11 protein-coding genes are annotated in these 11,909 nt (G+C 67.7%); 3 read left to right on the top strand and 8 right to left on the bottom strand.

The window, feature by feature from the left end; genetic code table 11:
* Positions 1 to 6 precede the first annotated feature (6 nt).
* The 7 genes from Q1V87_RS07925 to nhaA all read right to left on the bottom strand — a co-directional run bounded on the left by Q1V87_RS07925 (position 7) and on the right by nhaA (position 6,721).
* Positions 7 to 549, bottom strand: a complete 543-nt coding sequence (locus Q1V87_RS07925; protein WP_300591613.1) for a septum formation initiator family protein — start codon at positions 547 to 549, stop codon at positions 7 to 9.
* A gap of 35 nt (positions 550 to 584) precedes the next feature.
* A complete protein-coding gene (gene eno / locus Q1V87_RS07920) occupies positions 585 to 1,865 on the bottom strand; it encodes a phosphopyruvate hydratase (RefSeq protein ID WP_300591612.1) in 1,281 nt (426 codons plus the stop codon).
* 105 nt (positions 1,866 to 1,970) lie between these two features.
* On the bottom strand, positions 1,971 to 2,639 hold the full coding sequence (locus tag Q1V87_RS07915) for an O-methyltransferase (RefSeq protein WP_300591611.1): 669 nt from the start codon (positions 2,637 to 2,639) through the stop codon (positions 1,971 to 1,973).
* 39 nt (positions 2,640 to 2,678) lie between these two features.
* Positions 2,679 to 3,518: an SGNH/GDSL hydrolase family protein gene (locus Q1V87_RS07910; RefSeq protein ID WP_300591609.1), complete on the bottom strand. Its 840-nt coding sequence runs from the start codon at positions 3,516 to 3,518 to the stop codon at positions 2,679 to 2,681.
* Positions 3,519 to 3,571: 53 nt separating this feature from the next.
* Entirely contained in the window at positions 3,572 to 4,822 is a 1,251-nt protein-coding gene (hisS, locus tag Q1V87_RS07905; protein ID WP_300591615.1) for a histidine--tRNA ligase, read from the bottom strand.
* A 31-nt stretch (positions 4,823 to 4,853) separates the two neighbouring features.
* Positions 4,854 to 5,546: a MazG nucleotide pyrophosphohydrolase domain-containing protein gene (locus Q1V87_RS07900; protein ID WP_300591607.1), complete on the bottom strand. Its 693-nt coding sequence runs from the start codon at positions 5,544 to 5,546 to the stop codon at positions 4,854 to 4,856.
* Entirely contained in the window at positions 5,543 to 6,721 is a 1,179-nt protein-coding gene (gene nhaA / locus Q1V87_RS07895) for a Na+/H+ antiporter NhaA (protein ID WP_300591606.1), read from the bottom strand. The genes Q1V87_RS07900 and nhaA overlap by 4 nt, the downstream gene beginning before the upstream one ends.
* A 167-nt stretch (positions 6,722 to 6,888) precedes the next feature.
* On the opposite strand from nhaA, the gene Q1V87_RS07890 reads away from it, so the two are divergent.
* Positions 6,889 to 9,576 carry a phosphoenolpyruvate carboxylase gene (locus tag Q1V87_RS07890; RefSeq protein WP_300591605.1) on the top strand — a complete coding sequence of 896 codons (2,688 nt, stop codon included), beginning with the start codon at positions 6,889 to 6,891 and terminating at the stop codon, positions 9,574 to 9,576.
* Between the two features lie 59 nt (positions 9,577 to 9,635).
* Positions 9,636 to 9,809, top strand: coding sequence for a hypothetical protein (locus Q1V87_RS07885; protein ID WP_300591604.1), 174 nt, complete (start codon positions 9,636 to 9,638; stop codon positions 9,807 to 9,809).
* Positions 9,810 to 9,813: 4 nt separating this feature from the next.
* Here Q1V87_RS07885 and Q1V87_RS07880 read toward each other — a convergent pair whose 3' ends face one another.
* A complete protein-coding gene (locus Q1V87_RS07880) occupies positions 9,814 to 10,413 on the bottom strand; it encodes a gamma carbonic anhydrase family protein (protein WP_300591602.1) in 600 nt (199 codons plus the stop codon).
* 193 nt (positions 10,414 to 10,606) lie between these two features.
* Here Q1V87_RS07880 and Q1V87_RS07875 point away from each other — a divergent pair, with 193 nt between their 5' ends.
* Entirely contained in the window at positions 10,607 to 11,896 is a 1,290-nt protein-coding gene (locus Q1V87_RS07875; protein ID WP_300591600.1) for an HNH endonuclease signature motif containing protein, read from the top strand.
* The last annotated feature ends 13 nt before the right edge of the window (positions 11,897 to 11,909 follow it).

Genomic DNA, 11,909 nt, shown 5'->3' with positions numbered 1-11,909 from the left:
TGCGCGTCACGGTGCGACAGTCAATTCCGAGGAAGTGGGCTGCGGATCGGGAACCCCGATGACCGGAAGGGCGGCGGTCTTCGCAAGCCCCGCCGCGGTCACCGAGCGCACCAGTTGCGACATCCAGTCGGTCGTGGTTTGCACCACCTCGTCGCTCACCGGCGCCTGCTCGGCGGGTATCGCCGAATCGGGCAAGTCATTGTCGACGAGGTACACGACCTCACCAGGGCGCACGTAGTAGAGCCGCTCGCGGGCCTGGGTTGTGATGTAGGCCGGGTCCTGCCACCGGTCCATCTCGGTCTCGAGGGCAGCGATCTGGTCCTCGGTCACCTGCACTGCCTGCTCGAGTGCAGCAATCCGTTGTCGCTGCTCCAGGTAGGTGCCGACGGTGGGAACCAACACGAAGGCTGCGAGGACCACGAGTCCCAGCATGATCACCATGAAGCCCGAGAGCCGGATGCCGCCGAGCCAGCCCCGCACGTCGACGCGGCGAGGCGAGCGAGGCGAGCGAGGACGGGGGGAACGAGAACGGGGAGCCGGACTGGTCATCACGGCTCCCCTCTCGTCAGGTCAGTTCGAGCGCATCAGCCCTTGAAACGGGGGAAGGCTCCACGACCGGCGAAGACCGCCGCGTCGCCGAGTTCTTCTTCGATGCGCAGAAGCTGATTGTATTTCGCGACGCGCTCGCTGCGAGCAGGCGCACCGGTCTTGATCTGACCGCAGTTCACGGCGACCGCGAGGTCGGCGATCGTGGTGTCTTCGGTCTCGCCCGACCGGTGGGAGAGCATCGACCGGTAGCCGTTCGAGGTGGCCAGAGCCACGGCGTCCAGGGTCTCGGACAGCGTGCCGATCTGGTTGACCTTCACGAGCAGAGCATTCGCAACGCCCAGGTCGATGCCGCGCTGCAGGCGGCTCGGGTTGGTGACGAACAGGTCGTCACCAACGAGCTGCACCTTCGAGCCGATCGCGTCGGTGAGCGCCTTCCAGGCGTCCCAGTCGTCTTCGGCCAGCGCATCCTCGATCGTGACGATCGGGTAGTTCGCGACGAGGTCGGCGAAGTAGTCGGTGAGCTCAGCCGCCGTCCACGGCTTGCCCTCGACGGTGTACACGCCGTCGGAGAAGAACTCCGTGGCCGCGACGTCCAGACCCACGGCGATGTCTTTGCCGGGGGTGAAGCCGGCCTTCTCGATCGCCTTCATGAGGAAGTCCAGGCCCTCGCGGTTGCTGGGCAGGTCGGGCGCGAAGCCGCCCTCGTCGCCGAGGCCGGTCGCGAAGCCCGCAGCCTTCAGCTCGCCCTTGAGGACGTGGTAGGTCTCGGTGCCCCAGCGCAGCGACTCAGCGTACGTTTCGGCGCCGATGGGTGCCAGGAAGAACTCCTGGAAGTCGATGCCGTTGTCGGCGTGCTCGCCGCCGTTGATGACGTTGAACAGCGGAACGGGCAGCACGTGCGCGTTGGGTCCACCGAGGTAGCGGAACAGCGGCAGGTCTGCGCTGTCGGCCGCGGCCTTGGCGACAGCCAAGCTCACACCGAGGATCGCGTTGGCGCCGCACCGCGACTTGTTGTCGGTTCCGTCGGTCTCGATGAGAATCTCGTCGACGATGCGCTGCTCGCTGGCATCCACACCTTCGAGTGCCGGCCCGAGCTCGTCGATGACGGCAGCGACGGCCTTGAGCACGCCCTTGCCGCCGTACCGGCTCTTGTCGCCGTCACGCAGTTCATACGCCTCGAATGCGCCGGTCGATGCGCCGGACGGGACGGCCGCCCGCTGAACGGTGCCGTCTTCGAGGAGGACTTCCACCTCGACGGTCGGGTTGCCGCGCGAATCGAGAATCTCGCGCGCGCCTACAGCCTCAATCAATGCCACGAAAGGACTCCTTGTTTGGGAGGGTTGTGTCGGAGCGTCGTCGGTCCACGTCGAGTCTAGTGACGACGGATGCCGCGCCACAGGCCCGCGCGGACGGAGAAAAGCTCAGACCACGACGGCGAGCGCGATCCCATCCCATCCTTTGCGATCCAGCGTCTGCAGTGCTGTCGCATCGAACCGCGGGTCCTCGCGGAGCATCTCGAGCCCCTGCCGGGTACCGACGACCTGACTCGTGGTGTCGTGAGGATCGGCGACCTGGCCCGATCGGCCGATGTTGTCGACGACGACGACAGTTCCCGGACGCCCGAGGCGCGCCGCCCAGTCGAGGTACACCGTGTTGGATTCCTTGTCGGCATCGATGAAGACAAGATCGAAGGGATCGTCGCCCGCAAGGGTCGGCAGGACCTCTGCGGCCCGCCCGACGCGGACGTCCACGCGATCCCCGACGCCCGCACGGTCGAGGTTGGCCCGCGCGATTGACGCGTTGAGCGGCTCGGCCTCGATCGTGACCACCGTTCCGCCGTTCGGCACAGCGCGGGCCAGCCAGATCGTGGAATAGCCGCCGAGGGTACCGATCTCAAGAATCCTGCGGGCGCCGGCGATCCGGGCGAGCAGGTGCAAGAACTTCGCGTTCACGGGAGCCACCTCGATGGCTGGCAGCCCCGCGCGGCCCTGCTCTGCCAGCGCGGCATCAAGCGCAGCATCCTGGTCGACGAGCGTGTCGGTCAGGTAGTGATCGACTCGGGTCCACGCGTCCGGGGTGGGATCTGGCATGGCATCAGCCAACCGTGCCCGGCTCGTGCGGTCAACGGGTCAGCGCGCTGGATCTGATTTCCCCGTCGGATGCCGCGTCGCGACGCTTGTTTTGCCGTAGCCCAGCGCTCCCGCAACCGCCGGAAGAAGGGCCTCGGCGGTGCGCCGGTACCCGAGCGGGCTCGGGTGGAAGCGGTCCAGACTGAACATCTCATCGGGCTGGGAGATGAAGAAGGGTCCGACGGCGTGACGCAGTGACACGGCGTACGCGCCGGCGCCGACCGCCGCGTCCTCCTGAGCGTCGGCGAGCTGGCGCGACATCCGCGACCCCAGCGATCGCAGCGGTTGCGGCACGGGCCGTAGCGCCCCGAGGTCTGGGCAACTTCCCACCACGACCTGCGCACCGCGGGCCCGCAGCCGTTCGATCGCCACAACCAGGTGCCGCACCGCGGTGGAGACGGCGACGCGGTGCGTGATGTCGTTGCCGCCGACGACGATGACGGCGACATCCGGCCGATAGTCATCAGCGAGCTCGTCGAGCTGAGCACCCAGGGCCGACGACTCCGAGCCGACGACCGCCGCGGTGCGCAGTCGCACGGGGCGCTTCGCCTTCTTCGCGAGTCCGATCGCCAGACGCGCGCCGAGCGTTTCCTTGCGCCGCTGCGCGCCGAGGCCCGCCGCGATCGAGTCCCCCAGTACGAGAAGCTCGATCGGGTCACCCTCGAGCTTGCGGCGCCACACGCGGTCTGCCTCGAGCGCATCCTCACCCAGCGGCTTGCCGATGAGTCGCCGGGCCTGCGCGGCCTGGCGGTCGAGCAGTGCGCGCGTGGCGAGCGCCGTCGTCGCCACGGCACCCACCAAGGCAGCTGCCCACAGCACCCCAGTCGTGATCCGACTCATGCAGTGATTCGACCCGCTCGATCTGAACCGTCGTTGACGCGACGGTAAACGAACTAGCCGAGCGACTTGATCTCCAGAGCGTCGACCGTCGCGCCCGGCCGGACGGCGGCGAAGTGGGTATACCCGTCCGCGGTCGCACGCTCCAGCAGGGGCTTGAGGTTCTTCGGGCGTTGCTCGAGCCGGACACGATCACCCCGGGCCACGAGCGCTGACTTCAGAGCCACGAGCTCGGCAACGGCCATATCGCGATCGTGGACCAGCACGATCGCTGACTGAGCGGCATCCGCGGCGTCGGCGACGAGATCGACGAGACGCTCGAAGCCGAGCGAGAACCCAACGGCGGGGACGTCCTGGCCGAGGAAGCGGCCGATCATTCCGTCGTACCGGCCACCGCCCCCGAGCGAATATGAGACGAGCGGATGGGCGATCTCGAAGATCGTGCCGGTGTAGTAGCCCATACCGCGCACGAGGAACGGGTCGAACACCAGCGGGGCCTCTCCCCCGCGGGCAGTCGCCACCGCCTCGCCGATCGCGGCGAGCGCGCCGATCGCCTCACCTTCGAGCCCGTCGGGCAGCGCGGCACGGATCTGCTCCTCGTCGAAGCCACTTACCGTGCCCTTCTCACGCGCCAGGAACTCCGCGAAGGTATCGACGGCCTCGGGCGCCGCCGAGCGCTCCCGCAGCTCCGTTGCCACGCCTGCGGCGCCGATCTTGTCGAGCTTGTCGATCGTGATGAGGACGCCGGGTCGCTCTGCCTCGGGAAAGCCGAAGTGATCGAGCATCGCATCCAACAGGCGACGGTCGTTCACACGGACGATGCCGCCCTCGAGCCCGAGGGCATCCAGCGCGTCGAGGGTCGCGGTGATCAGCTCGGCTTCGGCGCGCGAGGAAGCATCGCCGATGATGTCGATGTCGCACTGCACGAACTGCCGGTATCGACCCTTCTGGGGGCGCTCTGCTCGCCACACCGGCGCGATCTGCACGGCACGGAAGACCCCCGGAAGCTCGGCCCGGTGGCTCGCATAGAAGCGTGCGAGCGGCACCGTCAGGTCATACCGCAGCCCCAGATCCGAGAGCGCCGCGGGATCGTCGGCTGCCGCACGGATGCCGTCGGCATCGAGTCCGCGCCGCAGGACGTTATAGGCGAGCTTCTCGTTGTCGCCGCCGATTCCGGCGTGCAGCCGCTCGTAGTCCTCGACGACCGGAGTCTCAATTTCGTCGAAACCGTGTGCGCGGTAGCGCTGCCGGATGACGGCGAGCACGCGCTCGCGGCGAGCCTTGTCGGCGGGGAGGAAATCGCGCATGCCGCGCGGCGGGGTGACGGGTGGCACCGGCCTATTCTTCCAGGTCAGCGGGCGCAGCTTCGGCAGCTCGGATCTCTTCCGAGAGCCCGCGCAACCGTTCCCGCAGCGCACGCTCGGCGTCCCAGCCGCGCGTGCGGGCGATCGCAACGAGGGCGAGAAGCGCGTCGCCGAGCTCATCCTCGGAGGCGGGAACAGCGAGTGCCGTTGCGCCCGCACCTACTCCCGGCGAGCTGAGTGCAGGGAGTGAGGCTGCCTTTCCGACCAGCTTCTGCGCGAGCGCGAGAGTAGGCATCCGTTCACTCACGCCGTCCAAAACGCTCGTGCGGCCGCGCTTCTCTTCGGCCTTGGCAGCGTTCCACAAGACGAGCACCTGCTCGGGCGTGTCGGCGGTCTCGCCCGCGAAGACGTGCGGATGCCGACGCACCATCTTGTCGGTGAGAGTGCGAGCGACGTCATCGATATCGAACGGGTCGTCGCTGTCGCGCGAAGCGATCTCGGCGTGGAACAGCACCTGCCACAGCAGGTCGCCGAGTTCCTCCCGCAGATCGGCGCGCGTGCCGACCTCCACCGCATCGATCAGTTCGGCGCTCTCTTCCACGAGGTAGGGCACGAGTGCCCGGTGGTCGATCTGCTGCGTCCACACGCACGTATCGCGCACGGCACGCATCGTCTCGGCGGCGCGGCGCAGCGCATCCACGGATGCCGGCTCGGCCGGGCCCGTCATGACGTCGCCGCCTCGTCGGCCTCGATGGCGACGCTGCTTGCCCGCCTGCGGTAGTGACGGGCGCGCATCGACACCAGGATGCCGGCGATGAGGACCGAGACAAGCGAGCCCGAGAGCACACCGAGAACAGCTTCGTCGGTGAGGAGGTCGTTGCCTTCGAAGGCGAGTTCGGACAGCAGCAGTGACACCGTGAATCCGATGCCCCCGAGCGCGCCGGCGGCTATCAGGTCAGCCAGCGGAAGCCGCGGCATCGCGGGGTCGTGCGCGACCCGCTGCGAGATCCACCCGAACAGCGAGATGCCGAGGATCTTTCCGACAGGCAGCGCGATCAGGATGCCGTAGAAGGCGGGCGTGAGCTCCTCGATGGACACCGCCGGGATGACGACCAGAGCCGACGAGAACGCGAAGAGCGGCAGCACGATGACGTTCACCCACGGCTCCATCGCATGCCGGGTATGAAGCGCCGGTTGCTGCGCCATGACAAGCCCGAGGGCGACGCCGGCAATCGTGGCGTGCACACCCGACAGGTAGACGAGAACCCAGGTCGCCACAGCGAGCACCAGGAGGATCGGGATCACCGCGGCACGCGCCCGGGTGTCGAGCTTTCGGCTGAGATACCCGAAGACCACGACGAGTACTGCCGCTGCGGCAAGCAGCGCGATGTTGACGCCATCGGTGAAGAGCACCGCGATGAAGATGATGCCGACGATGTCGTCGAGGATCGCGAGCGCAAGAAGAAAGATCCGCACCCCGGAGGGCAGGCCTCTGCCGAACACGGCGAGAACGCCGAGGGCGAAAGCGATGTCGGTCGCGGTCGGGATCGGCCACCCGTCAGCAGACTCGGTGCCCCACGCGAACGCGAGGTAGACGACGATCGGGACGAGCACTCCGCCCGCCGCGGCGATCGCCGGCTGCAGGGCCTTGCGAGCGGAGTTGAGCTGACCATTGGTGAGTTCGAACTGCAGTTCGACGGCGACGACGAAGAAGAACAGTGCGAGGAGCCCATCCGCGATCCAGTGGCCCACAGAGAGCTCGAAGACGCCGGGAATGCCGACGTAGGTGTGCTGCAGGTCTTGCACACTGTGGCCGATCGGAGAGTTCGCGATGATGAGTCCCGCGGCGGCTGCAACCAGCAGCATGATGGCGGGAAAGCGCGCAGAGCGAAGCAACGACATGGAGTCCTTTCGGGGATGCGGCAGCCGATGCCGACCAGACTTCCCGGCTCTCCAGCCCCTATCCTACCGGCGGGGCGCAGTGCGCCTCGAAGACGGCTCGGATCGCGCCCTGTCACGAGTCGTCACCCGTCACCTTGATGAAACACCTGGCCATTACGGTGGAATCCATGTACGAAATGACCCGAACCGAAGCCATCGACCTCGTCGGCCGATATGAAGCGGGTCAGGAGATCCCCGAACAGATGCGCGCGGATGTGCGCCTGCTCGGTTCCCTCTTGGGAGAAGTGCTCCGCGAGAGCGGGTCGCCCGGGTTGTTCGAGGATGTCGAGCGCCTTCGCCTCGCGACGATCCAGGCGTACACGGATGAGACTCCCGAGGCCTACGCGCGAGCCACCGAGGTGGCTGAATCGTTCTCGATCGAGCGAGCCCACGAGGTGGCCCGCGCGTTCACGGCGTACTTCCACCTGGTGAATCTGGTGGAAGAGCACCAACGTGTGCGGATTGTCCGCGAGCGTGACGGCCGCCCCGACAGCGAAGGCGCGGCCGACTCGATCGAAGCCGCTTACGCCCGGCTGGCTGAGGAAGTCGGTGAGGATGCCGCCCTCGCCCGTCTGCAGTCGCTGCGTTTCCACCCCGTGTTCACCGCGCACCCGACCGAGGCGCGCCGCCGGGCGATCTCATCCAGCATCCGTCGCCTTGCGGATCTGCTGCAAGAACACGACGACCGCCTGCGCGATGGCAACGACCCGGCGCGTCTGGAACGGCGCATGGTCGAAGAGATCGACACCCTGTGGCGCACCGCGCCTCTTCGCCCCGAGAAGCCGTCGCCGGTCGACGAGGTGCGCTCGGTCATGGCGATCTTCGACGAGACCCTCTACACCGTGGTCCCGGCCGTGTATCGGCGCCTCGATGACATGCTGCAGGGAACGAACGCGGGTGGTCGCGCACCGCTCGTAACCCCCTTCGTGCGTGTGGGGTCGTGGGTCGGCGGTGACCGCGATGGAAACCCGTTCGTGACGGCATCCGTGACGCGCAAAGCAGCGGGCATCGCCGCCGAGCACATCCTGCTGGGACTCGAGCGCACGACGCAGCGCATCGGTCGGACGCTCACCCTGGATGCCGACACGACGCCGCCCTCCGACGCGCTGCTTGCGCTGTGGAAGCGCCTGAAGGCTGCAGATGAAGAGGCAGCCACTGAGATCGCGAAGCGATCGCCGAACGAGCCGCACCGCCGCATCCTGCTGATGCTCGCGCGCAAGATCGACGCGACACGCCTGCGCGATGCCGACCTTGCCTATCGCGAGCCGAGCGAGTTCCTCGCCGACCTGCGCACGGTTCAGGACTCGCTCGTCGCCGCCGGGGCTGCCCGCCAGGCCTACGGGCACCTGCAGCAGTTGATCTGGCAGGTCGAGACCTATGGCTTCCACCTTGCCGAGCTCGAGGTGCGGCAGCACTCGGCAGTGCACGCGAAGGTTCTCGCCGAGCTGGATGTGGCTGCCGGATCGACCGGCGAGCTTTCCGAGCAGGCCGACGAGGTGCTCGAGGTCTTCCGCACGATCGCCTTCCTGCAGGAGCGGTACGGACCTGCTGCAGCGGGCCGCTACATCGTGTCGTTCACGCAGTCCGCCGAGGATCTCGCGAACGTTCATCGCCTTGCCCGCTACGCGGTCGGCGAGGGCGGGCGGATGCCGGTGCTCGACGTCGTCCCGCTGTTCGAAACGTTCGCCGATCTGCAGGCGGCACCGGGGATCCTTGCCGAGATCGTGCAGCACCCCGAGTTCGCGGATCGCCTGGCCCGGACCGGGCGCCGCCTCGAGGTCATGCTCGGGTACTCCGACTCCTCGAAGGACGTCGGCCCCGTCGCCGCGACACTCGCGCTGTACGAGGCGCAGGCCGACATCGCTGCGTGGGCAAAGGAGGAGGGGATCGAGCTCACGCTCTTCCACGGGCGTGGCGGTGCCCTCGGGCGTGGCGGCGGGCCCGCGAACTCCGCGATCCTCGCCCAGCCTCCACACTCGGTCGACGGGCGCTTCAAGCTCACTGAGCAAGGTGAGGTGATCTTCGCCCGCTACGGCGATCCGGACATCGCGATGCGCCACATCGATCAGGTCGCTGCCGCTGTGCTGCTGGCATCGGCACCCTCGATCGAGCGGCGCAACAGCGGCGCGGCACGGAAGTTCGCCGATGTGGCGGCGACGATGGATGCCGCATCCCGCCAGCGCTTCTTCGATCTGGTCAAAGCCCCCGGCTTCGCGCCATGGTTCGCGCAGGTCACCCCGATGGAAGAGATCGGACTGCTGGCCCTCGGCTCTCGCCCGGCGCGCCGCGGTCTGTCGGTCGAATCCCTCGCTGACCTCCGCGCCATCCCCTGGGTGTTCGCCTGGGCGCAGGCTCGCATCAACCTCGCCGGCTGGTTTGGCCTCGGCACCGCGTTGGATGCCGTCGGTGACGAGGAGCTGCTTCGCGAGGCCTACGAGCAATGGCCGTTGTTCCGGACGATGATCGACAACGTCGGCATGAGCCTTGCCAAGACCGACCCACGGATCGCGCGCCGCTATCTCGAACTCGGTGACCGTGACGACCTCGCCGGGCTCGTGCTCGATGAGATGACGTTGACGCGCTCCTGGGTCGTCAGGCTCACCGGCGGCGACGAGGTGCTCGCCAACAAGCCCGTCCTGCAGCGTGCCGTGAAGCTCCGCAGTCCCTATGTTGACGCGCTGTCGCTGCTTCAGCTGCGGGCGCTGCGCGGGCTTCGGGATGCCGCGGCATCGGACGCACCCGCCGATCCCGATCAGCAGCGTCTGCTGTTGCTTTCGGTGAGCGGTGTCGCGGCGGGCCTGCAGAACACGGGATGATCCTGCACGGATCGCGCGTCGCTGCCATCCGTGTCGGTGGGCAGGGTTAGCGTCTGGGCATGGCGATCACGACCACGGAGACCTGCCCGTTGTGCGGCACCGACGACGTCCGCGTCGACGACGTGGCATGGTTTGCTGTCGCGTTCGAGCGCCGCGCCGAGCTGCTGAGTGATGTCGACGTGCAGGATGCCGTGGTGTTCCTGTGCCGCGAATGCGGGGTGACCTGGGACTGAAGTCTCAGTCGAGGCGAACGTCGTCAGCGTGCCTCGCAAGACTCCGTCCGTAGCGCTCCGTGAGTTGAACCATCAGATCCGGCGTCTCACGGTCGAGCCCGAACACGTAGCCCGGGAAGTCCAACTCCTTCTGCGCTTCCCAGATGTCGTCGTGCCGGTCCGGCGAGTACAGGTGCGCCGGATTTCCGACAGCAACCCACGCGATCGGCACGACTGTTTCTGGGGGAAGAACGGTGCGCAGGTGAACGACCGCGTTGATGCGAACCTCGCTGCGCTCGCCGATTCGCGCACCGTTGAAGACGCGCGTGCCCGTGGCGAGGAACACCTCATCAGCCACGGTGGCTCCCGAAATACTCGCCATCGGTCCGACCAGCACGTGGTCGCCGATATGGACGGGATCTGTCGCGCTCGCCCGGATCAGCGCGTTCTCCATCACGATGACGCTCTCACCGATCGTGATCGCACCGCCCTCGGCCGTGATGACCGCGCCGTGCAGGACCTGTGAATGCGCGCCGATCGTGACGTCCCCCGAAATCACCGCGCTCGGCGCGATGACGGCCGTGGGATGGATGCGGGGCTGCGCCCCGAGGTGCTCGAACCGCATCGTTCCTCCTCGATCGGTGTCAGCGTACCGCGTCGGTGCACATCCCAGGCTTGCGCGTTTCGTACATTTGTTCTATACTAATGAGTAGCAGCGCACGTGCCCATGGAGCGCTTCCGGCGGAGCCGTCTGGCTTCACGATTCTCGGAGCAGCATGGGCACCCCCGCATCCCCCGACCGACACCGCGGTCCTTCCGTGTCGTCGCGGGTGCACGGTCGGGTGACCGCTTTGGTGGATGATCTGGTTGCGACGCGGCGGAAGATCGCAGCGTTGCAGGCCCGTGAAGCTCGGTTGCTCGCATACGGAGTTGATCTGGCCCTAGAACGGGCCGCGGAGCTCGGATCCTCCCGGTCCGGGTCAGACCTCGGCATCCGCGAGATCGCTGCCGAACTGGGCGCCGCAATGCGGGTCAGCGACCGCACCGTGCAGAACCGCATGGGCGACGCATCCGCCCTCGTCGGCCGCTTCGCGGGAACCCACACCACCCTCGAACGCGGCGAGATCGACACCGCCCACGTACGGGTCATCGTGGACGCCGGTGCCGGCATCAGTGATGACACGGCGCGGGCCCACTACGAACAGCTTGCGCTCGAGATCGCCCGCCACGAGAGCCCCAACCGACTCCGGCCTGCCGCCCGTGCAATCGCCGCCAGCATCGACCCCGACTCCCCCACCCGACTGCGGCGCCTCGCAACCGACGCCCGCGCCGTTCGTATCCAGGACCTCGACGACGGACTCGCCCGCCTGGTCGCCGACCTCCCCGCGCCGCTCGCGTATGCCATCCACGACCGGCTCACCCAGGTCGCCCGCCACGTCCGCGACACCCGCGTCGCAGTGCTCGGCGACGAACAGAACCCGGCCGAACCGGCACCAGATGACCGAACAATGGATCAGCTGCGCGCCGATGTGCTCAGTGACCTGCTGCTGACCGCAACACCCGCAGCCCACGGCGATGCTGATGTCACAACCCGGATCGCCGGACGGGTGCAGGTCACCATCCCCCTCCGGTCCCTGGCCGGAACCAGCGACGAACCCGGCATCCTCGCTGGCTACGGGGCTGTCGACCCCGCCCTGATCCGCGACCTCGCTGGCCGAGCCCCCGGCTGGGATCGCGTCTTCACCGACGCCGACACCGGACTCCCCGTCGCCGTCGACCGCTACCGACCCGACGCCGCGCTGAAACGGTACCTGTCGGCCCGAGACGAACACTGCCGCTTCCCCGGATGCCGACGCCCCGCCCACGCCTGCGACATCGACCACACCATCGATGCCGCCCGCGGCGGACGCACCGACCCGTGCAACCTCGCTCACTTCTGTAAACGACATCACGTCCTCAAACACGACACCGCCTGGACCGTCACACAACGCCCAGGCGGAGTCCTGGAATGGACCAGCCCCACCGGTAGGACCTACAACGACAACCCAGCCCCCACCGTCCGCTTCACACCCGACCCCGAACCGACACCTACAGCCGCGCCCTTCTAGAGGCGATCTCGCG

The organism is Microbacterium sp., from assembly GCF_030149085.1.
Lineage (GTDB): Bacteria > Actinomycetota > Actinomycetes > Actinomycetales > Microbacteriaceae > Microbacterium.
This window is presented reverse-complemented; position numbering and strand designations above follow the sequence as displayed.